This is a genomic window from Prochlorococcus marinus XMU1408 (assembly GCF_003208055.1).
GTDB classification, from domain to species: domain Bacteria; phylum Cyanobacteriota; class Cyanobacteriia; order PCC-6307; family Cyanobiaceae; genus Prochlorococcus_B; species Prochlorococcus_B marinus_A.
The window spans coordinates 27752-49523 of sequence record NZ_QJUE01000001.1 but is presented as its reverse complement, the minus strand read 5'-3'; the positions used below and the strand labels follow the sequence as shown (position 1 = coordinate 49523).

At 34.3% G+C, this 21772-nt stretch carries 18 protein-coding genes; 10 read left to right on the top strand and 8 right to left on the bottom strand.

Features of this window, described 5'->3' with window-relative positions; all coding sequences use genetic code 11:
* The first annotated feature begins 168 nt into the window (after nt 1-168).
* Nucleotides 169-2829 carry an alanine--tRNA ligase gene (gene alaS, locus DNJ73_RS00220; protein ID WP_158465727.1) on the top strand — a complete coding sequence of 887 codons (2661 nt, stop codon included), beginning with the start codon at nt 169-171 and terminating at the stop codon, nt 2827-2829.
* 1 nt (nt 2830) lies between these two features.
* Here the strand turns inward: alaS and speA are convergent, their stop codons facing one another.
* On the bottom strand, nt 2831-4774 hold the full coding sequence (gene speA, locus DNJ73_RS00215; protein ID WP_158465726.1) for a biosynthetic arginine decarboxylase: 1944 nt from the start codon (nt 4772-4774) through the stop codon (nt 2831-2833).
* 142 nt (nt 4775-4916) lie between these two features.
* Here speA and ndk point away from each other — a divergent pair, with 142 nt between their 5' ends.
* Entirely contained in the window at nt 4917-5372 is a 456-nt protein-coding gene (gene ndk, locus DNJ73_RS00210) for a nucleoside-diphosphate kinase (RefSeq protein ID WP_158465725.1), read from the top strand.
* A 24-nt stretch (nt 5373-5396) separates the two neighbouring features.
* Here ndk and thiO read toward each other — a convergent pair whose 3' ends face one another.
* On the bottom strand, nt 5397-6512 hold the full coding sequence (gene thiO / locus DNJ73_RS00205; protein ID WP_158465724.1) for a glycine oxidase ThiO: 1116 nt from the start codon (nt 6510-6512) through the stop codon (nt 5397-5399).
* A gap of 99 nt (nt 6513-6611) precedes the next feature.
* On the opposite strand from thiO, the gene gatB reads away from it, so the two are divergent.
* Nucleotides 6612-8087, top strand: a complete 1476-nt coding sequence (gatB, locus tag DNJ73_RS00200) for an Asp-tRNA(Asn)/Glu-tRNA(Gln) amidotransferase subunit GatB (RefSeq protein ID WP_158465723.1) — start codon at nt 6612-6614, stop codon at nt 8085-8087.
* Here the strand turns inward: gatB and coaE are convergent.
* Nucleotides 8084-8728, bottom strand: a complete 645-nt coding sequence (gene coaE / locus DNJ73_RS00195; RefSeq protein WP_158465722.1) for a dephospho-CoA kinase — start codon at nt 8726-8728, stop codon at nt 8084-8086. The two genes, gatB and coaE, sit on opposite strands and share 4 nt — an antisense overlap.
* A gap of 45 nt (nt 8729-8773) precedes the next feature.
* On the opposite strand from coaE, the gene argJ reads away from it, so the two are divergent.
* A complete protein-coding gene (argJ, locus tag DNJ73_RS00190; protein WP_158465721.1) occupies nt 8774-10006 on the top strand; it encodes a bifunctional glutamate N-acetyltransferase/amino-acid acetyltransferase ArgJ in 1233 nt (410 codons plus the stop codon).
* 232 nt (nt 10007-10238) lie between these two features.
* On the top strand, nt 10239-12554 hold the full coding sequence (locus DNJ73_RS00185) for a tetratricopeptide repeat protein (RefSeq protein ID WP_158465720.1): 2316 nt from the start codon (nt 10239-10241) through the stop codon (nt 12552-12554).
* Nucleotides 12555-12752: 198 nt separating this feature from the next.
* Here the strand turns inward: DNJ73_RS00185 and guaA are convergent, their stop codons facing one another.
* The gene (guaA, locus tag DNJ73_RS00180) at nt 12753-14339 is read right to left on the bottom strand and encodes a glutamine-hydrolyzing GMP synthase (RefSeq protein WP_158465719.1); all 1587 of its coding nucleotides are present in this window, start codon (nt 14337-14339) and stop codon (nt 12753-12755) included.
* Between the two features lie 69 nt (nt 14340-14408).
* Complete coding sequence (gene cbiD / locus DNJ73_RS00175) at nt 14409-15551, bottom strand: cobalt-precorrin-5B (C(1))-methyltransferase CbiD (RefSeq protein ID WP_158465718.1); 1143 nt, start codon at nt 15549-15551, stop codon at nt 14409-14411.
* Nucleotides 15552-15630: 79 nt separating this feature from the next.
* Between cbiD and DNJ73_RS00170 the strand changes: the two genes are divergently transcribed.
* A complete protein-coding gene (locus DNJ73_RS00170) occupies nt 15631-16782 on the top strand; it encodes a pyridoxal-phosphate-dependent aminotransferase family protein (protein WP_158465717.1) in 1152 nt (383 codons plus the stop codon).
* A 142-nt stretch (nt 16783-16924) separates the two neighbouring features.
* Here DNJ73_RS00170 and DNJ73_RS00165 read toward each other — a convergent pair whose 3' ends face one another.
* Nucleotides 16925-17113 carry a hypothetical protein gene (locus tag DNJ73_RS00165; RefSeq protein WP_158465716.1) on the bottom strand — a complete coding sequence of 63 codons (189 nt, stop codon included), beginning with the start codon at nt 17111-17113 and terminating at the stop codon, nt 16925-16927.
* A 242-nt stretch (nt 17114-17355) separates the two neighbouring features.
* Between DNJ73_RS00165 and DNJ73_RS00160 the strand changes: the two genes are divergently transcribed.
* The 4 genes from DNJ73_RS00160 (at nt 17356) to pdxA (ending at nt 20678) form a co-directional block, all read left to right on the top strand.
* On the top strand, nt 17356-17763 hold the full coding sequence (locus DNJ73_RS00160) for a DUF6554 family protein (RefSeq protein ID WP_158465715.1): 408 nt from the start codon (nt 17356-17358) through the stop codon (nt 17761-17763).
* Between the two features lie 131 nt (nt 17764-17894).
* Nucleotides 17895-18305, top strand: coding sequence for an HNH endonuclease (locus DNJ73_RS00155; RefSeq protein ID WP_158465714.1), 411 nt, complete (start codon nt 17895-17897; stop codon nt 18303-18305).
* 261 nt (nt 18306-18566) lie between these two features.
* Nucleotides 18567-19466: an SDR family oxidoreductase gene (locus DNJ73_RS00145; protein ID WP_158465712.1), complete on the top strand. Its 900-nt coding sequence runs from the start codon at nt 18567-18569 to the stop codon at nt 19464-19466.
* A gap of 186 nt (nt 19467-19652) precedes the next feature.
* Nucleotides 19653-20678, top strand: coding sequence for a 4-hydroxythreonine-4-phosphate dehydrogenase PdxA (gene pdxA, locus DNJ73_RS00140; RefSeq protein ID WP_158465711.1), 1026 nt, complete (start codon nt 19653-19655; stop codon nt 20676-20678).
* 10 nt (nt 20679-20688) lie between these two features.
* Here pdxA and accB read toward each other — a convergent pair whose 3' ends face one another.
* Together accB and efp are read right to left on the bottom strand one after the other, a co-directional pair.
* Entirely contained in the window at nt 20689-21186 is a 498-nt protein-coding gene (gene accB, locus DNJ73_RS00135) for an acetyl-CoA carboxylase biotin carboxyl carrier protein (protein ID WP_158465710.1), read from the bottom strand.
* Complete coding sequence (efp, locus tag DNJ73_RS00130) at nt 21183-21746, bottom strand: elongation factor P (RefSeq protein ID WP_158465709.1); 564 nt, start codon at nt 21744-21746, stop codon at nt 21183-21185. The genes accB and efp overlap by 4 nt, the downstream gene beginning before the upstream one ends.
* Between the last annotated feature and the right edge of the window lie 26 nt (nt 21747-21772).

The window sequence follows — 21772 nt, the reverse complement described above, 5'->3', positions numbered from 1 at the left end:
CGTAAATAGTATTTGTTTGCAATAAGCCAGTTTATCGAATGATTTTTTTGAATATTTTGTCTTTAGAAGTCTCACGGGTTTCCATTTTGTTATTGTTTAGGGTGAGTTGAGCACATTTGACGTTTTTGTGATTGTTTTCAAAAACCTTTTTAGAGATAATTTTTAGGTATGCAAAAAAATTTTTCCTCCTCAATGAATCCTCCATTCCTTTCGGGAGATGAGATAAGAGAAGCATTTATAAATTTTTTTACCCAACATAATCATAAGAAACTTGCAAGTTCTTCATTGATTCCAGATGATCCAACAGTTTTATTGACAATTGCGGGGATGTTACCTTTTAAACCTATCTTTTTAGGATTAAAAGAGTCTTCTACTCCGAGAGCAACATCCAGTCAAAAATGTATAAGAACAAATGATATTGAAAATGTAGGGAAAACGGCGAGGCATCATACTTTTTTTGAGATGCTAGGTAATTTTTCTTTTGGTGACTATTTTAAAAAAGAGGCAATTCAATGGGCCTGGGAATTAACTACTGAGGTTTTTCGACTAAATCCACAGAATATAGTTATTAGTGTTTTTGAAGAAGACTCAGAAGCAGAGAAAATATGGAAAGAGGTTGTAGGGGTTGATGCAAAAAGAATTATCAGAATGGGTGCCTCTGATAATTTTTGGTCATCTGGTGCTACAGGACCTTGTGGTCCGTGTTCGGAACTTTATTTTGATTTTAAACCGGAATTAGGAAGTGATGGAATAGATCTTGAAGATGATAGTAGATTTATAGAATTTTATAATTTGGTTTTTATGCAATACAACCGGGACTTAAAGGGCAATCTTGAACCATTGGCGAATTGTCATATTGATACAGGAATGGGCTTAGAAAGAATGGCTCAAATCTTGCAAAAAAAATCTAACAATTACGAAACGGATCTTATTTTTCCTCTCATTGAAGCAGCTGCTTTATTAGCTCAAATTACTTATAAAAATACAAATAAAAAAAATAAAACATCATTAAAAATTATTGGAGATCATTGCAGAGCTGTCACTCATTTAATTTGTGATGGTGTAAGTGCTAGTAATCTAGGGCGAGGCTATATTCTTCGTCGTCTCATACGGCGTATGATTCGACATGGTCGACTGGTAGGTATTAATCAGCCGTTTTTACCACAGCTGGCTGAAGTTGCTATTGAGTTGATGAAAAATGCTTATCCTCAATTACTTGAGAAAAAGAAAATTATTCTTAATGAGTTAAAAATAGAAGAATCTCGTTTCCTTGAAACGCTTGAACGGGGAGAGAAACTTTTGGCAGAGATAACAGCTCATGAATGTGATCTTATCTCTGGTGCGCAGGCATTTGAGCTTTATGATACTTATGGTTTTCCTTTGGAATTAACAGAAGAGATCGCGAATGAAAAAGGTATTTCTGTTGATATTAATGGTTTTGAGAAGGAGATGGCAAAGCAACGCAAACGTGCAAAAGATGCTTCTGTCAGTATTGATTTAACTGAAGAAGGTTCAATTGAAAGAGAAATTTCTTTATTTGATGAAACAAGATTTGAGGGCTATGACAATTTAGAAACCACTTCAACTGTGATAGGCATCTTTAAAAATAATGAATTAGTAAAACAAGCTATTCAGGGTGATTTAGTCAAGATTATTGTTAATAAAACGCCTTTTTATGCTGAGTCAGGTGGCCAAATCGGAGATAAAGGCTTAATAACATCTCAAGATCTTGAGGTGTCTATAGACAATGTTCGAAAAAAGAAGAATATTTTTATTCATTCCGGAATTGTTAGTACCGGAGTTCTAAAAGTTAACTCATCTGTTCAGATGAATGTTACTCCATCTTTTCGTCAACGAACTACATCAAATCACACCGCTACACATCTATTACAATCAGCTTTGAAGTTATTGATTGACTCAAGTGTAAGTCAAAGAGGCTCGTTAGTTTCAAATGATCGATTGAGATTTGATTTTAATGCTCCAAAACCTTTGACAATAAAAGAACTTGAAGATATGGAAGTACGAATAAATCAATGGATTACTGAAGATCATCCAATTCAAATTAAAACAATGCCAATTAAGGAGGCTATGGCTGCTGGTGCTTTGGCAATGTTTGGTGAGAAATATGGCGATGTGGTACGTGTTGTGGATGTTCCAGGTGTTTCTATGGAGTTATGTGGAGGAACCCATGTCACTCGCACGTCACAACTAGGTACGTTTAAGATTATTAATGAGACAGGTATAGCTTCTGGTATCAGACGAATAGAGGCCATAGCTGGTCCATCAGTTTTAGATTATTTTAATGAACGTGATTTGGTAGTTAAGGAGTTAAGTAAATCATTCAAAGTTCAATCATATGAAATTGTTGAGAGAGTCTCATCTCTTCAACAGGAATTGAAAGATAAAACAAAAGAACTCATCAAAGTAAAAAATGAACTCGCTTTGGCAAAAGCATTGGGTTTGGCGAGTTATGCAAAATCTGTTGGTAAGAGTAAATTATTAATTAGACGTTTAGATGGAGTTGACGGATCTGGATTGCAATCTGCGGCTTCAAGTTTAATAGATCATTTAGGCAAGTATTCTGCTGTTGTTTTTGGAGGTATTCCAAATCAGGAGATCGATACTAAATTAGTTTTTGTTGTTGCATTTTCTCCTGATTTAGTCTCAGATGGTTTACATGCAGGCAAATTTATAAGTGGGGTTGCAAAAATGTGCGGCGGCGGCGGCGGCGGTCGCCCAAATTTTGCTCAAGCAGGTGGTAGTCAACCTCAATCGTTGGATCTAGCTTTAGAAAAAGCTAATGAAGATTTGACTCAACAATTGTCTTGATTTAGCTCTGTAGGTAAGTGCTTTGGCGGAGGCTGGCTTCTACATGTTCTATTAATTTTTGCGCATCATGGATTTTCAGATGCCCGCCTTGAATAGCTAATTCGCTTGATTTTCGTAATCGCTCTAATAATATTTCTGGATCATGTTCCAAATATTCAAGAACATTTGATTTTGTATTCCCACGAATGACATGCTCAACTTTATATTTCCCTTTTTCTGAAAATCTTATATGCACTGCATTAGTACTCCCAAATAAATTATGTAGATTTCCCATTACTTCTTGATAGGCGCCACCTAAGAAAAGACCAATTAGATATTTTTCGTTTTGATTAAATTCATGAAGAGGTAGCAAATTTTTAATTTTTCCATTATCAATAAATTGGTCAAGCTTTCCATCTGAATCGCATGTTAAATCCGCAAAGTGACCAAGTTTGTTGGGTTCTTTGTTAAGCCGATGGATTGGCATAATTGGAAAAACTTGATCAATGGCCCAAGTGTCTGGAGCCGATCTAAATACGGAAAGATTTGCGTAATACGTTACGGCTAAGCTTTCACTTAATTTCTTTAGTTCTTTAGGTAGAAGTATATTTTTTGGTAATTGATTAACTATTGTTTTTGCACAGGCCCATGTCAACTGCTCAGCTTTTGAACGTTCAACTAAATCTAAATAACCTAGTCGAAAAGCCGCTAGTGCATCTGCTTTAAATTTAAGAGAATCATTCCATGCTTCTTGTAGTTTGGCTAAATCTTCTTCTTGCTTAAGTTCTAGAGAATTTAGATGGACTAATGTTTCACGTAAATTTCTGACAGAGAGACATTCTTTTTCATCTTCTTTAGGAATGTCAGAAGGCAACGAATTTTTGCCTAATATATTGAAGATTAAGATTGAGAAATGACTAGCAATAGCTCTCCCACTCTCTGTAATTAAAGTAGGTAGTGGTATCTTTTTTGATTCACAACATTCTTTAATTGTTGCTACTACATCATTTGCATAATTTTGAAGTGAATAGTTAGTAGATGCTATTGAGGCAGTTTGACTTCCATCGTAATCAATTCCTAAACCACCTCCAACATCTAAGTATCCCATAGGTGCCCCAAGATTAATTAATTCGGCATAAATGTGTCCTGCTTCTTGTAAGGCATCTTTTAAAACACTTATATCGTTAATTTGACTCCCTAGATGAAAATGTAAAAGCTTTAATTCATTGAGAAGATTTGCTTCTTTTAATCTTTTGATTGCTTTCAATATTTCTGGAATTGACAGTCCAAATTTCGACTTGTCACCAATCGAGCTACTCCATCTTCCACTGCTTTGACTTGATAGTTTGGCTCGTATTCCTATGAGTGGAGATGCTCCCAGTAAATTACTAGATTTGATTATAAGATCAACATCACTTGCTTGTTCTATAACTACTATAGGTTGACGTCCAAGCTGACGTGCTAAAATAGCTGTTTCAATATAACGTTGATCTTTATAGCCATTACATATTAGTAAAGCTTTAGGATCTTCTAGGATTGATAAAGCAATTAGTAACTCTGGTTTGCTTCCAGCTTCTAAGCCAAAATTCCATTTGGAACCACAGGTGATTAATTCTTCAACTACGTGACGCTGTTGATTACATTTGATTGGAAATACACCTTGGTATTTTCCTTGATATTGATAGTGATTAATTGCTTTTTCAAAAGCTTTATGTAAGTTTTTTAAGCAGTCTTCGAGAATATCGTCAAATCTTATTAAGAGAGGAAATTTTAGTTTTCGACTTTCGAGTTCATCTAAAAGTTCCATCAAATCATAAGATTTATTTTTGGAACCTTTAGGACAAATACTAATATTCCCTTTTTCATTGATTGTGAAATAACCCTTTCCCCATCGTTCAATCCCATAGAGGTCTGAGCTATTTTGGATAGTCCAAGAGAGAGATTGATTAGTATTTTTCACAGCCATTTATGCAATAACAAAGTTGCCAAGTTTTGATCAGTCATGATTAATACAATTAAATCTAAGAACAGTTTTATTAAGTGTCATGTTTTACTTGCCAAGAGGGCAGTTTTAGGAAGACTATGGCTTCATATTATTGAATATTGCAATGACTTTGGAAAGAACCTTTGTTGCCATCAAGCCAGATGGTGTGCAAAGAGGTTTAATAGCTGAGATTCTTGGTCGTTTTGAAACTAAAGGTTTTAAATTAGTTGGGCTAAAACAACTAACACCAAGCCAAGAACTTGCTGAAAAACACTATGGTGTTCACAAAGATCGTCCTTTCTTTTCAGGTTTAGTTGATTTCATAACAAGTGGACCAGTTGTAGCGATGGTTTGGGAGGGTGAAGGTGTTATTGCAAGTGCGAGAAAATTGATTGGAGCAACAAAGCCTCTTGAGGCAGAACCAGGAACTATTAGAGGTGATTTAGCGGTAGATATTGGTCGTAATGTCATTCATGGCTCTGATGGTTCTGATACTGCAGTTTTTGAAATTAACTTATGGTTCCAGGAAAATGAACTTGTGGTTTGGACTCCATCAGATCAAGCATGGAGAGTTGAATAAATAAAGTTGAATTTCATAATCTTTTTATAAGTGGTTTTTAAATCTATCCCATCTGAATTGGGTCAAAAAACTACTTTCCTCATTGCTTAAAGGGGTCGAGCAAATTGCTTTTCCAATTAATTCTGATGTTATTGCTGCTAGTAGAACTCCATTGCGATGATGCCCAGTAGCAAGCCAGAGTCCACTGATTTTTGACATTCCTAGTAATGGTCCTTCGTCGGGGGTACATGGACGAAACCCCCACCATCTCTCCATGTGAGGTAGTTGATTAAGTTCAGGAATAAGAGATTGAATGCCTTTTTGTAGATCGCTTTGTCCTTTTGGAGTGAGACCTTTCTGGAAGCCTGCCTCACGCTCACTTGTTGCCCCTACGATTATTAGACCATCATCTCTTGGAACTAGGTAAATTCCAGGTCCAAAAACAATTCTTTTCAGAATCTGTTTTGGACCCTGAATAGATAGCATCTGGCCTTTAACCGGGAAAATAGGGAGTGTTTTAAAAATTTGTTTGCTCCAGGCTCCGCAGCAGAGCACTGCTTCTTCACTTTTTAAATGATTGATATTTCCATTAATGTCTTTAATTTTGACTCCATTAAACTTCTGTGAATCTCTCAGGATTTCAATCACTTCAACTCCTTCTTGAAAGTGAACACCTAATTCAACACATGCTTTTTCAAGTGCTCTCATTAAAAGTCTTCTATTATCGATTTGACCGTCTTGCCTAAAAAGTAAACCTAATTTCCATTTTTCTGAAAGTCCTGGAACTTCTTTAAGGAGCTCATTTCTTTTTAGCTTTTCACCAAATTTATATGTTGGGTATGATTCACAGTCTTGATGGCTTTCAAATGGGACAACAATTCCGCAAGTTTTGAGACCACATGACATTTTGCTATTTGTTTCAATACTTTCTATCCATGTAGGATGTCTTTGAAGACTATGTTGACCAAGATTTAAAAGATTACCTTGAAGACCTTCAGCGTGCGGGGCTAGCATTCCAGCAGCAACAAACCCAGCTGCTTCACGTCTGCTTCTACTTAAAACTTCTACGCGTTTGCCTCTTTGAGCAAGTTCATGGGCTATTGCAAGACCCATTAACCCTCCCCCGAGGATTAACAATGGTTTTTCATTTAAGACACCCATTGCTTGGATTTGGAAAATGTTATTTTCAATGTTTTAGATTACGTTAGCTTCCATGTCTGAGCTTTTCTTTCATAAGATTCATATATCTAGGTCAAATTAATGTCAGAATCAAATGTTTCTTGGGAAGTAGTAATCGGATTAGAGACGCATGTACAGTTAGGGACTAAGAGCAAAATATTTACTAGTGCATCAACAAATTTTGGTGATGATCCGAATACTCATATCGATCCAGTGGTTTGTGGATTACCAGGTACTTTGCCAGTTTTAAATAAAAAGGTTCTGGAATATGCAGTAAAAGCAGCGATGGCTTTGAACTTAAATATTGCCTCTCATAGTAAATTTGATAGAAAGCAATATTTTTATCCAGACTTACCAAAAAATTATCAAATATCTCAGTTTGATGAACCTATTGCAGAAGATGGTTGGATAGAGGTAGAAGTAGCTGAAAAAGGGAAAGAAACTTATGTCAAAAAAATAGGTATTGAAAGACTACATATGGAAGAGGATGCTGGAAAACTTGTTCACGCAGGTAGTGATCAATTATCAGGGTCCACCCATTCTCTGGTTGATTACAATAGGGCAGGCGTAGCACTTGCTGAAATAGTTAGTAAACCTGATTTAAGAACAGGTAGAGAGGCTGCGGAATATGCAGCTGAAATTAGAAGAATAATGCGTTATTTGGGAGTATCTGATGGGAATATGCAGGAGGGTTCTTTGCGATGTGATGTAAATATTTCAGTAAGACCAACTGTTGATGATCCATTTGGCACAAAAGTAGAAATAAAAAATATGAATTCATTTTCAGCTATTCAGAAAGCTTGTGAATATGAAATTAAGAGGCAAATTAAAGCTTATGAATCTGGAGAAGAAGTAAAACAAGAAACGAGGTTATGGGATGAGGGTAAGCAATTGACTAAAAGCATGAGATCAAAAGAGGGCAGTAGCGATTATCGTTATTTCCCTGATCCTGATCTAGGTCCCATAGAAGTAAGTAATGATTTAAAAGAAAAATGGCGTTCTGAACTACCGGAATTGCCAGCGGCAAAAAGAAATAGGTATTCTAAAGAACTTGGTCTTTCTATTTATGATTCAAGAGTTTTGACTGATGAATCTTCAATGGCTATATTTTTTGAAAAAGTTGTTGATGAAGGCGCGGCACCAAAATCTTCTGCAAACTGGATAACTGGAGATATAGCAGCTTATCTTAATTCTAATAGATTATCTTTTGATCAAATATGTTTACAACCAAAAGAATTAGCAGAAATGTTAAATATGATTGATGACGGAGAAATAAGCGGGAAAATTGCCAAAGATCTATTACCTGAATTATTAAGTCAAGGTGGTTCTCCAAAGAAATTAGTTAAAGAACGTGGTTTGGGGATGATTGCTGATCCGAAAGTTATCGAGGAAATTGTTGAGAAATTAATTCTTAATCATCCTAATGAGGTTGAGTCTTTTAGGTCAGGGAAGAAGAAACTTTTAGGCTTTTTTGTTGGTCAATTAATGAAGGAAACAAAAGGGAAAGCTGATCCAAAACTTGCTAATGAAATTTTAAATAAAAAATTACAAGCTTAGGAATTATATAAATTATTTAATTCTTCTTTCCATGATTCATCATCTGTAGAATTAGTAATCGTAAAATCTGCAAATTGTTTTTTAAAACAGCTATCCCATTGTGCATTAATTCTTTGCTTTGCCTCATTAATACTTATGCCATTTCTTTTTTGAAGACGCTCAATCTGCTTTTCTTTAGAACAATCTATGTACAAAATTTCACTACATAAATGTGTATAGTTTTGTTCAAATAGTAGAGGAATAATTAATACTATTATTGAATTTGATTTGAATTTCTCTAAATCTTCTTCGATTCTTTTATTTACAAATGGATGGATTATTTCCTCTAGCCAATCTTTTTCATAATTATTTTGAAAAATTATTTGAGCTAATGCTTTACGATCAATAACTTGATGATTTTTGGTTGAATTTAAAATTATTTTATTTCCATATCTTAATAAGACTTGTTTTGATATTTCGCTTTCAGGCTTCAATGCTTCATGAGCATATAAATCAGCATCTAAAATAGGCCATTGTTTAGTTTGAAAAAGAAAATCACCAATAACCGTTTTTCCACTAGCAATACCTCCAGTGATACCTATTCTTCTTTGCTTGCCTGTCCATCTAAGACAAAAGTTGTTTGTTTGTTTTTTGTCAGTCATTAATATTGATAGTAAGTCAAAAAAGCCTTTCTGAATTTGAGTCTTATGGAATCTTCTATATGGTCTCCAATTTCTGGTGGTATTTCCAGCCCTGATGGTTTTTTAGCAGCCGGTATTTCAGCAGGGTTAAAACCTTCTGCAAAGAAAGATCTTGCTTTGCTTTATGCTCCTGAAGGTTCTTGTTGCAGTGGTACATTTACTAAATCTGTGGCTCGCGCTTATTGCGTTGATCTATGCATTGATCGACTTAAAGTTTCGAAAGGAAAAATACGTGCTGTAGTAATTAATTCTGGACACGCAAATGCTTGTACAGGTGGTAGAGGGAAAATTGATAGTGAAATAATCACACATGAAATTGCTAAACGTATGGGCTTATCTGATGTAGAAGTTTTGATTTGTTCTACTGGCGTCATTGGTGAGCCAATACCATTAGAGAGAGTGAATAGTCATTTAGATCTTTTGATCAAGAGCTTAGAGAAGAATGTATACCTGGATGCGGCAAATGCAATCCTTACAACAGATCTTAAGGTGAAGCAAATTGCATATGAAGCAGTTCTTGGAGGAAGACGAATTTGTATCGGAGGTATGGCTAAAGGTTCAGGTATGATTCATCCATCAATGGCAACAATGTTGAGTTATATAACATGTGATGTTGGTGTTGATCAGGAATTATGGTCTGACATGATTAAGCGAGTTGCTAATTCATCTTTTAATGCAATCACAGTTGATGGTGATACAAGTACTAATGATACTTTTCTAGCTTTCTCTTCCGGAAGACAATTAGATCAAAGATTTTTATCAACTCTTGAAGAGGGATTACATTTGACTGCCCAATACTTGGCTAAATCAATTGCGAGGGATGGCGAAGGTGCTAATTGTTTGCTGGAGATTAAAGTTGACGGTGCTCAATCTGATTTAGATGCTCACTTAAAAGCTCGCACTATCGCTTCATCCTCATTAGTTAAAACCGCAGTTCATGGTTCAGATCCTAATTGGGGAAGAATTATCGCTGCACTTGGATGTGCGGGTGAACATTTTAACTTGTCTGATGTCACATTATGGATTGGACCGTATGAAATATTTGCTAATGGAGTACCTCTAGATTTTGATAGACAAATAGTTAGCAATTTTATGAAAGCAAGATTACAAGGAAAATATTTGATGGATGATCTTATAAGTATTAGATTAAGGATAGGTATTGGGAAAGGTTCTGCTACTGCTTGGGGTTGTGATTTATCTGATCAATATGTTCGCATTAATGCCGACTACACGACCTAGATTTTGCGACTACCAAAAAGTATTGCAAAAGAGTATTTCTAAACCCTCAGTCATAGCAACGGGTTTTATCTTTAAATATGGCACGTAAAACCCATTCATACCAATGGATTAGGAGGGAAATTAAACTCAATGATACTTTTGTAGAGAAGTCACCAAGAGACAAAAGATATGGTCAATAAGTTGAGTGTTTATATTACTGTACTTTTAAGGTAGGGACCTGAAGGTTTTAAAGATGAAAGGTTTTGGAGATCAGCATAAATCTAAAAAGAAACGCAATAAGAAAACCAAACCTTCTAAAGAACAAATAATCAATCAAGCATTTAAGTTTCATTCACAGGGAAATGTTTCAGAAGCAACAAAATATTATCAACAGTTCATAAGTCAAGGATTCAAAGATCACAGGGTTTTTTCTAATTATGGAGTCATATTAAAAAATCTTGGCAACTTAAAAGACGCAGAATTGTTATACCGCAAAGCAATTGAACTTAATACTGATTACGTAGAAGCACATTCCAATCTAGGAAACGTATTGAAAGATCTTGGCAAATTAAAAGAGGCAGAATTATCCTACCGCAAAGCAATTGAACTCAATCCTGATTACGCACAGGCGCATTCCAATCTAGGAAATATATTGAAAGATCTTGGCAAATTAAAAGAAGCAGAATTATCCTACCGCAAAGCAATTGAACTCAATCCTGATTTCACAGATGCTCATTACAATCTGGGAGTCATATTGAGAGATATTGGCAAATTAAAAGAAGCAGAATTATCCTACCGCAAAGCAATTGAACTTAATCCTAATTACGCACAGGCGCATTCCAATCTAGGAAATATATTGAAAGATCTTGGCAAATTAAAAGAAGCAGAATTATCCTACCGCAAAGCAATTGAACTCAATCCTGATTTTGCAAATGCTCATTACAATCTGGGAAACATATTGAATGAGCTTGGCGATCAAGTAGGAGCATTTGATTCTTATCTTAAAACAATTAATATCAATCCAAAAAATTCTAATATTTACTCCTCAATTACTAGATTTATAAAAGAATCAGACATATCTCAGTTAAAGAAAGCAAAATTAAAAGATATATTAAATCTTTTGCTAGAGAGAAATGATGTAACTCATAAAGAATTATTTAATGCATTTAACTTTTTATATAGCAATAAAATAATTAGTAATCTAGAAAAAATAGATTTAGATTTTTCTAAAATAGAAATGCTTGTAAATGAAAAAGTCATCATTAATGCACTTAAAAAGATAACTTTTAGGGATATTAGATTGGAGAAATTACTAACCAATGTTAGAAAATATATATGCGATAGGATTGCCGAGAGTAAAGAAGAAATAAGTTTCTCTCAATTACAATTTATTATTGCCTTAGGAGAACAATGCTTTCTTAATGAATATGTTTACTCATTAACAGAAGAAGAAAATATATGTATTAATACAATAATCAATAAATGTAAAAATGGGGAAGTAAGTGAAACAAATATTTCAATTTTATCTTGTTATTTGCCACTGTATAAACTTCTTACTCAAATACCATCTTTAAAATCTTTTAATTCTTCTCATCAAAGTTTTAAAGAACTAATAAAATTACAAATAATAGAACCTTTGAAAGAAGTTGAATTATCCCAAAATATCAAAAAATTAGGGTCCTTTAATGAAAATATTTCTCAAAAAGTAAAATCTCAATATGAAAAAAATCCATATCCTAGATGGAGATATGGAAGTCATAAAGAAAGTCAAAAGTCATCTATTAATCAAGCAATTAATAGTGAAATCAAACCCAACTACATCAATAAAAATGAAGGTGAGGAGCAATTAAAAATCCTCATTGCTGGATGTGGTACAGGTAATCAAATCTTACAAACACAGAGGTATAATAACGCTCAAATCACAGCTATAGATTTAAGTTTATCTAGTTTATCTTATGCTCAAAGGAAGATAAATGAACTTGGAATTGATAATGTTGAACTAATTGAGATGGATCTCTTAGAAGTAAATTTATTAGAGGAACAATTTGATATTATTGAATGTGGAGGTGTTTTACACCATATGGATAATCCTTCAAAAGGGTTGAGAGAATTATTGGATAGTTTGAAAAATAACGGTTTTCTTAAATTGGGTTTATATAGCGAACTAGCAAGACAAGATATTATTGCAGCAAGAGAGTACATAACCACTAAGAATCTTCAACCAAATGAAGAAGAGATCAAAAATTTGAGAGAAGATGTTTTTTCTGGCAAAATTGAACAAATAACTAATCTTCGGAATTGGGGTAATTTTTATACGATGTCAGAATGTCGTGATCTATGCTTTCACGCACAAGAACATAGATTCACAATTAACCAATTACAAGATATTCTCAGTTCTAATAAATTAAAGTTTCTGGGATTCTTACTGCCACAACCCGTTAAATCTCTTTATCAGCAATGTTTCCCAGAAGATAAAAAACAAATCAATTTACAAAACTGGGCAAAGTTTGAAGAAAAACATCCCAACACGTTCGCAGGAATGTATCAGTTCTGGGTATCAAAATTATAAACTCACTACGTTCAAAACATTTCAGATTTTGAGTTTGTAGAAAAAACCATCTTTCTAGGATTTCTCCATAGAGAAGATAAAAAGAAATCACGTAAAACCGACCCATCACAACCCTAGTTATATCGGCATCATTTTTCTCATGTAAAATCTACGTAAAACTATATCAATCAAGTTATCACTAAAAAATAGACGTTTCCGCTACTCCCACTCTATAGTTCCTGGAGGTTTGCTTGTTATATCCAAAACAACTCTATTAACTCCCTCGACTTCATTAACTATACGGTTAGAAATTTTTTCTAAAACTTCATATGGCAAGCGAGACCAATCAGCCGTCATTCCATCTTCGCTTGAAACGCATCGAAGCACAATAGGCCATGCATAGGTTCTTTGATCTCCCATTACTCCAACCGAGTAAACAGGAAGCAAGACAGCAAACGCTTGCCAAATATCGTGATACAAGCCAGCATTGTTAACCTCTTCTCGGACAATTAAATCGGCATCTCTTAAACAATTTAATTTTTCATGAGTAACCTCACCTAAAATCCTTATAGCCAATCCTGGACCTGGAAATGGATGTCTCCGAACAATCTCATCTGGTAATCCAAGAGATTTACCAACTTTCCTAACTTCATCTTTAAATAAACGTCTCAAAGGTTCTACCAATTTAAATTGTAAATCTTTTGGTAAACCTCCAACATTATGATGACTTTTGATTTTAACCGCTATTCTTTCTCCTGTTTTTGGATCAATATTAGTTCCAGCACTTTCAATTACATCAGGATAAAGCGTCCCCTGAGCTAAGTAATCAAATGGACCTAAACGAAGACTTTCCTCTTCAAAAACTCTAATAAATTCTCGCCCAATAATTTTACGCTTTTGCTCAGGATCTATTACTCCTTTTAATTTCGAAATAAATCTTTCTCTAGCATTTATGTATTCAACATTGATATTGAACTTTTCATCAAAAAATGACATAAGAAATTCCGGCTCACCCTTTCTCATAAAACCTTGATCAATAAACATGCATGTCAATTGATTTCCAATTGCTTTATTTAATAGAAATGCAAGAGTTGATGAATCAACTCCACCTGATAAAGCCAATAAAACTTTTTTGTCTCCTACTTGTTGCTGTACTTGAGTAACAGCCTCATCTATAAATAAATTTGTAGTCCAATCAGGCTCACATGAACAAATATGATATACAAAATTTCTTATTAAAACCATTCCTTGAGTAGAATGAACAACTTCAGGATGAAATTGAACTCCATAAAAACTCTTTTCATGTAATGCAATAGCCGCTTCTGAAGTATTAGAAGTATGGGCTAATCTGACAAATCCTTGTGGTAATTTTTTAACTGAATCTCCATGACTCATCCACATAGTAGATCCACTCATAACATTAGTTAATAGGGCTGTTGGATCATCAACCTCTAACGGTGCTTTTCCATATTCCGCTTTTCCCGTGGCAGGTTTCACAGAGCCTCCTAATTGATGCACCATTAATTGCATTCCATAACAAACTCCAAGAACAGGAATACCTAAATTGAACAGCTCTGGATCACAAAATGGAGCACCATCTTCATAAACAGACCCAGGTCCCCCGCTTAGAATTATTCCTTTAGGCTTCAGAGCAGATAATTGCTGAGCAGTTGTTGTGTAACTCATAACTAATGAGTAAACCTCTGTTTCTCTGATCCTGCGAGCAATTAATTCGGAGTATTGAGAGCCAAAGTCGAGAATAACGATTGCTGGATTTCGTTTTTCCTTTGAAATCATTGAAGTCATATTAACCTGATGAATCCTTGTAAAACATTCTTATCAAATAGACTAATTAAGAGAATAGGAATATGCCGATCACTTAAGAATTAACCCTAAAGAATTAATTTGTTTTAAACCTTGTAACCCAGCCCAACGAATTTGTCTTTTACGATCAAATAAAACAGTTCCTATTTCAATGGCAGAAAACAAATATCGATTCACATATTTCAAGCTTTTAATTTCAATTTCTTTTGCCATCCTTCCCCAAATCAAAGCAACCTCCTCTGGATGATTTAACTCAAGTGCTAATAAAGCATTTTCCACTGAACTTGATTTACTAATTAATTCAATCAAATCAAAAGAAATACCTTCTCTAACAGCAAGTGAAGTGAGTATTTCAAGTCTTCCATCTGCAAGATGATGATGGGTATGAAAAACACCGCCAGATAATTTTACCAATTTGCCATGATAGCCAAATAATAAAAGTTTCTTCACACCATTTTCTGCAGCAGCAACAAGAAGAGGGCCTAACCAATTACCGGTTTTAATAATTTGCCCAGCTGGAAGTCCAAATTTTAGTGCTAAATCCATTCCATTTTCACCAATAACAAATGTCAAACATCCATCAAATGAGGCTTTAGAACATTTGTGATGCAAAATCTCTATACAATTTTTCAACTGTTCAGGAGAAGCACTAATTTGAACCTCAGCCTGTGTACCAATAAGTGATAATCCATCAACAACTCCAAAAGCTTTATTACTGGTCTTTAAAGCACGATCTTTGCCTTCAGGTAATACAACTTCCACTGTGATTGAAGAGTCTTTGGGTAATAAGGGATAAAGATTTATACATAACAAATCAAGCGCAAATTTTGATATACATGGCAGACCAGATGATTCAAATTTGCCTACTCCATATCCTGCATGGAAATCCAGCCACTCAGGAAAGCCATTTTCAACTATCTTTCCAGAGGGTTTATTAGCTTTATTGAATTTAATATACGCCCATATTTCTAACCCTCTTGTTACATCAAGAGATAAACCTGACTGGCAATGACTAACGGCTAATGATCTCTCACCATTATCAAGCAATGCAGAGGAACAGATAGGCACCTCAATTGACCCTTGTTTATTTGGCAAATAAATTTTCTCAATATCTTTAAATTTATTCCCAAGGAGCGTGTTCATTGCAGACTTCGCAGCCGCAACTACCCACACAGGAAGAGTAAATTCATTCAAATCATTCGAAGAGCTGACGATAGAAGAAATTCCCTAAATAATTTTTTAAAATAATAATAATCTAGAACTAAATAAGTACATGCAAGACAAACTCAATCTAATGATTCCTGGACCAACGCCAGTACCAGAAAACGTTTTGAGTTGTATGAGTAAACATCCTATCGGTCATAGGAGTGGAGAGTTTCAAGAAATTGTTCAAAAAACAACTAAGCAACTTCAATGGCTCCACCAAACAACTGCGGACGTTCTAACAATTACTGGGAGTGGGACTGCTGCAATGGAGGCTGGAATAATAAATACACTAAGCAAAGGTGATCAAGTCATATGTGGAGATAATGGGAAATTTGGAGAAAGATGGGTAAAAGTTGCCAAAGCATATGGGCTAAATGTAAAAGTCGTAAAAAGTGATTGGGGCCAGCCTTTAGATCCTAATGAATTTAAAATGATTCTCGAAGAAGACACTGAAAAGAAAATTAAAGCTGTAATTTTGACTCACTCAGAAACTTCAACAGGAGTAATTAATGATCTCAAAGAAATTAATAGCGCAGTAAAAAGTCATAGTAGAGCCATTACTATCGCTGATTGTGTAACAAGCCTTGGTGCATGTAATATTCCAATGGACGAATGGGGAATTGATGTAATAGCTTCCGGCTCTCAAAAAGGTTATATGATTCCACCAGGCCTAAGTTTTGTTGCTATGAGCAAAAGAGCTTGGGAAGCCAATGCTTCATCAGATTTACCAAAATTTTATTTAGATTTAAAACAATATTTAAAAGCAATAAATAAAAATAGTAATCCATTTACTCCTGCCATAAATTTATATTTTGCGTTAGAAGCATCATTAACAATGATGCAAAAAGAAGGATTAAATAATATTTTTACACGTCACGCTCGTCATCAAAAAGCAACACAAGAAGGAATAAAAGCAATGGGTTTGAAATTATTTACAAAAGAAGGTTATGGAAGCCCAGCAATAACAGCTGTTCAGCCTGAGCATGTAGATGCAGAAACTATAAGAAAATCAATAAAAAATGATTTCGATATACTCCTTGCTGGAGGACAAGATCACTTAAAAGGAAAAATCTTTAGAATTGGACATTTAGGATTTGTTAATGATAGAGATATTATTAGTGTAATCTCAGCTTTAGAGTGCAGTTTAGATAAAATTGGTAAACTCAAGGCTCCGATAGGTAAAGGACTGGCTAAATCAATTTCTGTACTAAATAACTAATAATAAATACCTAATTAAAAGTAAGTTATATCTGTTTATGATTTTTGCGTACCAAATCGAGTAAATAAAATAAAGTTTTTAAATTTATCTAGATTATCCTAGATAAAAAGAAATGAATATTTTAATGCAATTGATAGGATATTTATCTAGTTTTAATTAAATGAAGGACCTGAGGCCCAACTCGTCCAGCCATTCTCTCTTTATCAAGTGCTTTTAAAATTAATGCAGCGCATGATTGTAAATTTCCTTCATCAGCATGCTCTGAAGCATTTTTAAAAAAACAAACTGCATCTTTTAAAAACTCTTGTTTCTTTACTTGTACTGCATTCATTATTAAATTTGTAAATACAAAAAATTTCGTTAATTACTATATCAAAAAATAGTTATTTTAGTCATATAAAAAAGTCAAGCGAAATCAAAAGTAAACAAATTAATTCGTCAATTCTAAAATGGGATTTTTTATACAGTCAAAAATCATGCTAATAGGTTTTAAAAAAGAACTACTAATTCGAACTAGAGCTAGACAGAAGAAAAAAAAATAGATAATTTAAAATCGATAATTCTCTTAAAATCATGCCAATTGAGATAAAGCGAAACTTCTTACCAATTTCAATAATTTGTTTATTATGTGGTACTACTTTAGGAACAAAAACTAACGCAGCAGTAACAAACGGAGCAGATATATATTGTTTTATGAGAAATGGTGGTAATACACATGAGCCAAGCTGGCAAGCAGCCTATCAATTTATTAAAAGTAAAAAACAAGGCTTGTTCAAAACTTCACCTAAACAAGCTGCCTCATTTATTGTTGAAGAAGTAGTTCAAGATCCAATAAAATATGAAGACTGCATTAATTATTTAGGAGATCTATATACAGGTGACTCAACACCGATAACAATAAGCAATGACGATAAATTAAAAGATGACAAAAGTATAGAAAAAACACCTAAAGGAATGAATTTAGATCGTTATAATTATTAATTAAGAACATTGAATCAATGAGAGAAAAGGATCAAAAAAATAAAATAATCTTGTAAAAATCAAAAATGCAATTTTCGATACATTGACTAATGCCTTTATCAAGGCAGAATTCATGCAGATAATTAAAACGTATGCACAACAGGGATGCGGTTTTCTTAGAAGATCTATGCCCAAAGTTAAGTGACCGAAGATGGCGTAGGTCATTGCATGAGTTCACTGGTAAAAGCTGTATATATTGTGGGAAAAATTCAGAATCAATTGATCACGTTTTACCAAGAAGTAAAGGTGGATTAAGCATCACTGAAAATTGTGTACCTGCTTGCCTTTCATGCAATGGAAGCAAAACAGACAATGATGCTTTTGAATGGTATAGAAAACAACGTTTTTACGATCCAAGACGTTCAATGGCCATAAGAGCATGGACTGAAGGAGATATTCGTTTGGCTCTTCGACTTCTAAAATGGGCTCAACCAAAAAATAATGAAAGTCTAAAAAAGTCGAAACAACGTTTAAATGAAGATTATTCTTGGCAACCAGCTTAAAGTTTTACCAAACTTGGCACGCTGCATAAGAATTATATTTTTCACATATAGAAGATAAATTAGTTGGTTTCTCAGGAACAAAAACTAAACACAATAAAAAGCAAATAGAAGCAATTAAAGGTTTTATCAAGTCATGGTTTCTCTTTTTTACATATAATTTTTTATCGTTCCTTAATCTGCTAGGTCCATTGATGGAATTCAGACTAGGCTTTAAATAAGAAGCACTCATTACCAAATAATCAACATAATACATTTGTACTAATGATTCATGATATTGTCAAGCGATTGGCTTGCATGCCGCCTCAATCGAAATTAATCATTTTTGGAGGCGGGTATAGCGGACAAAGAATCGCAAGTGTAGGCAGACTATTAGGAGCAAAAGTTTTATGTAGCAGAAGAAAAAAAGATAGTACAGGTGCCGATTTCGTATTTAATAGCGATAACGAATTGTCTAATGAAATTCTCGAAGGCGCAACACATGTCTTAAGTTGTATACCTCCTTTAATGAATGGCAAAGATCCCGTACTCAACAAAGTTAAGAGTAAATTATTAAATTCAAAAACTATAGAATGGGTTGGATACCTTTCCACAACGGGGGTATATGGAAACACAAAAGGAGCATGGGTAAACGAAGCAACTTCTCCTAATCCCCAGCAAGAACGAAGTGTACGTAGATTTTCCTGTGAACAAGAATGGTTAGAAACCAAGCTTCCTATTCAAATACTTAGATTGCCGGGTATTTATGGACCTGGAAGGTCTGCATTTGAAAGCCTTTTGAATGGCACACTAAAAATGATCGATAAGCCCGATCAAGTTTTTTCAAGAATTCATGTCGATGATATTGCTGGAGCTGTCTTTTTTTTAATTAATTTATATTCTCAAGGAAATAATCCATCCGTTGTGAACATTGCTGACAACTTACCGACAAGTAATCTCGAGGTAAATACTTTCGCAGCAAAATTAGCTAAACAATCTCTACCATCAACATTACCTTTTGAAATTGCAAAAAAAACAATGAGTCCAATGGCGCTATCTTTTTGGCAAGAAAATCGGAAAATTGATAACAAGTTATTATGTAAAAAACTTGGATATTCTCTTCTTTACCCTGATTTTAAATCTGGCCTGAAAAATTGTTATTCAAAATTAAAAGTTAATAATTAATCTATGTTTTTTAGATTATCTTTAATCATTATTATATTAAAAATTCATGTAATTCTAATGAATTATCTAAGTCTATTAAATTGTATGCAATATAATAAAAAGCTTACTACTGTTTATAACGAAATAACCATTAGCAATTCATTTAATTAAGCTAAAAAAATTGACATCACAAAAACACATAGCAAAATGAAAAATTTCAACGTATCTAACAATAATAAAAATACTCTAGCTATTTCATTAGGCGATCCTGCGGGTATAGGAACTGAAATCATTTTAAAAGCCCTTGCTTCAGATAACTTAAACAAAAATATAAATCCTTTGCTTATTGGTTGCAAAAATCATATTTATCAAACTTATTCAAATTTAATTAATCATGGAATATGTAATATATCTGACCCAACTAATCTTGATATTATTGATATCCCTTTAGAGAAAAAAATTATTCCAGGAATAGTTGATGAAAATTCAGGATCAGCAAGTTTTAAATGGCTTTTTAATGCAACTAATATTGTTTTAGAAGGAAAAGCTAACGCTCTAGTAACAGCACCTATTTCAAAAATCGCGTGGCATAAAGCAGGTCATAAATTTGCAGGACAAACTGAATTATTAGGTAAATTATCTAATAAAAAAACATCTATGCTATTTACAGCTGTATCACCAAACAATGGTTGGAGATTTAATACTTTATTAGCCACAACACATATACCTATTAATAAAGTAAATAATAATTTAACCAAAGAATTAATCAAATTCAAATTAGATACATTATTAAACTTCTGTCGTAAGTTTAAAGAGAGACCATTAATACAAATAGCTGGATTAAATCCACATGCGGGAGAAGAAGGAAAAATTGGAATGGAAGAACAAAACTTAATTATTCCTACCATTGATGAATGGAAATTAGACAATCCAAATGTACATATTAATGGACCCATACCTCCGGATACTTGCTGGATTAAAGCAGCAGATGCATGGAATTACGATTCAAAAGAAAATAATGCTCCTGATGGAATACTTGCTTTATATCACGATCAAGGTCTTATACCTGTAAAGCTTATTGCCTTTGATCAAGCTGTTAATACAACTCTTGGACTGCCTTTTGTGAGAACATCACCTGATCATGGCACAGCTCTTGATATTGCAGATAAATTCATAGCAAGAGATAAAAGTATGATTGCCGCAATTAATAATGCCTGGATCCTTTCTCAATAAGGAGCAAATCTTATCCAGTTTTTAATCTCATTAAAACCTGGCCAAACTCAACTGGAGTTCCATTTTCAACAAGAATTTCAACCACTTCACCACTGACCTCAGATTCTAGTTCATTCATTAATTTCATTGCTTCAAGAATACAAACAGCTTGGCCAACACTGATTCTTGATCCAATATCTACGAAAGGAGGCTCTTCAGGACCTGGTGCCCGGTAAAAGGTCCCAACCATAGGAGCAGTTACTTCAACCAAGTCAGAGCGTGATCCTGGGACTGAAGGAGGAGGAGTGCTTGGTGCCGCAGAAGCCTCGATTTTTCGCTGAGGGAGTGGTGGATCAATCTCCTCTGTTGTAATTTTCTTTGGAGATGCTATTGATTCGGAAGGAAGCCCAAGATTACGTTTAACTTCCAGGCAAAAATCCTCTCCCTCAAGTCGAAACTCTTGAATATCGCTCTCAGCTAGAGTTGCCAACAAGCGATGAAGCTCTTCATGATCAAGATTCATAGTCATTGTGTTTCTCGGCCTAGATAACTGTCATTTCGAGTATCTACTCGAATTTTCTCACCAATTGAAATAAATAAAGGGACCATAACTTGAGCTCCTGTTTCCAAGATTGCAGGCTTTGTACCTCCCGAAGCAGTGTCACCTTTGACGCCAGGATCAGTTTCTTTTATTTCTAAAACAACTGAGTTGGGCAATTCAACCTCAAGAGGTTTTTCATTCCAAGACACTACATTAACCTCCATCCCTTCCTTTAGATATTTTTTGCTTTCTCCAATTTGTTTTGCAGTTAAGCGTGTTTCTTCATAAGAAGTCATATCCATAAAAACAAAATCATCACCATCCATATATGTGTGTTGCAACTTTGATTTCTCTAAAAGAGCTTGTGGAACCATTTCACCAGCTCTAAAAGTTTTTTCAACAACATTTCCGCTTACTACCGCTTTTAATTTAGTCCTGACAAACGCAGAACCCTTCCCAGGCTTGACATGTAGAAATTCAACAACACGCCAAACTGCACCGTCTAACTCGATCGTCGTGCCAGTGCGAAAGTCGTTACTTGAAATCATTCACACAAAAGATACCAATCGATCAT

Bases quoted from the DNA above. Each gene is read 5' to 3' on its own strand.
- ndk (WP_158465725.1), top strand. From the start codon at position 4,917: ATGACTTTGGAAAGAACCTTTGTTGCCATCAAGCCAGATGGTGTGCAA.
- DNJ73_RS00155 (WP_158465714.1), top strand. From the start codon at position 17,895: ATGCACAACAGGGATGCGGTTTTCTTAGAAGATCTATGCCCAAAGTTA.
- gatB (WP_158465723.1), top strand. From the start codon at position 6,612: ATGTCAGAATCAAATGTTTCTTGGGAAGTAGTAATCGGATTAGAGACG.
- DNJ73_RS00145 (WP_158465712.1), top strand. From the start codon at position 18,567: ATGATTCATGATATTGTCAAGCGATTGGCTTGCATGCCGCCTCAATCG.
- DNJ73_RS00160 (WP_158465715.1), top strand. From the start codon at position 17,356: ATGCCAATTGAGATAAAGCGAAACTTCTTACCAATTTCAATAATTTGT.
- DNJ73_RS00185 (WP_158465720.1), top strand. From the start codon at position 10,239: ATGAAAGGTTTTGGAGATCAGCATAAATCTAAAAAGAAACGCAATAAG.
- guaA (WP_158465719.1), bottom strand. From the start codon at position 14,339: ATGACTTCAATGATTTCAAAGGAAAAACGAAATCCAGCAATCGTTATT.
- accB (WP_158465710.1), bottom strand. From the start codon at position 21,186: ATGACTATGAATCTTGATCATGAAGAGCTTCATCGCTTGTTGGCAACT.
- alaS (WP_158465727.1), top strand. From the start codon at position 169: ATGCAAAAAAATTTTTCCTCCTCAATGAATCCTCCATTCCTTTCGGGA.
- argJ (WP_158465721.1), top strand. From the start codon at position 8,774: ATGGAATCTTCTATATGGTCTCCAATTTCTGGTGGTATTTCCAGCCCT.
- pdxA (WP_158465711.1), top strand. From the start codon at position 19,653: ATGAAAAATTTCAACGTATCTAACAATAATAAAAATACTCTAGCTATT.
- speA (WP_158465726.1), bottom strand. From the start codon at position 4,774: ATGGCTGTGAAAAATACTAATCAATCTCTCTCTTGGACTATCCAAAAT.
- thiO (WP_158465724.1), bottom strand. From the start codon at position 6,512: ATGGGTGTCTTAAATGAAAAACCATTGTTAATCCTCGGGGGAGGGTTA.
- efp (WP_158465709.1), bottom strand. From the start codon at position 21,746: ATGATTTCAAGTAACGACTTTCGCACTGGCACGACGATCGAGTTAGAC.
- DNJ73_RS00165 (WP_158465716.1), bottom strand. From the start codon at position 17,113: ATGAATGCAGTACAAGTAAAGAAACAAGAGTTTTTAAAAGATGCAGTT.
- DNJ73_RS00170 (WP_158465717.1), top strand. From the start codon at position 15,631: ATGCAAGACAAACTCAATCTAATGATTCCTGGACCAACGCCAGTACCA.
- coaE (WP_158465722.1), bottom strand. From the start codon at position 8,728: ATGACTGACAAAAAACAAACAAACAACTTTTGTCTTAGATGGACAGGC.